This is a genomic window from Roseibium sp. RKSG952 (assembly GCF_009711355.1).
In genome coordinates, this window is the sequence record NZ_SMMF01000318.1 from 1 (window position 1) to 577 (window position 577).

1 protein-coding gene is annotated in these 577 nt (G+C 57.0%); it reads left to right on the plus strand.

From position 1 onward, the window contains the following. Nucleotides 1–577, plus strand: a 577-nt coding sequence (locus E1297_RS48860) for a hypothetical protein (RefSeq protein WP_209015551.1), incomplete at both ends; no start/stop codon positions are given.

Here is a 577-nt window from a genome sequence, read left to right on the forward strand (position 1 = left end):
GACAATGACGGCGACGGCGAGACCGACGAAAGCGGCGAGGATCTCCTGGGCGACAACACCCGGATTTTTAATATCTCGAGTGAAACAGCCGATACAGAGCTGACAGGTCTTATACTGACCGGTGGCAGCGCACCGGGAATCGAGGATTATGGCGGAGCTGTCTACAGCGCCGCAAGCCTGACGGTCAGCTATAGCACTGTCTCAGGCAACACCGCTGGGTTCGCCGGTGGAGGTGTCTGGGCGAGCGGTGACATTACCCTCACCAGCAGCACTGTCTCCGGTAACATCACAGACTATGGTGGCGGCATCTACGGGCAGAGTGCCATCAGCATCACCAACACCACCGTGTCCGGCAATACTGCAGTAGATGATGGTGGCGGGGTCTTCGGGTTGGGTGCCATTGCCCTCACCAACAGCACCGTCTCCGGCAACATTGGAGGATTTTTTGGCGGTGGGATCATTGGTCAGGGCATTATAGCCCTGACCAACAGCATTGTCTTGGGAAACAGTGCGTTTGACTATGGAGAGGTGCAGTTCATAGGCTCTCTGGACACAACCGGCGGCGGAAACATTGTCG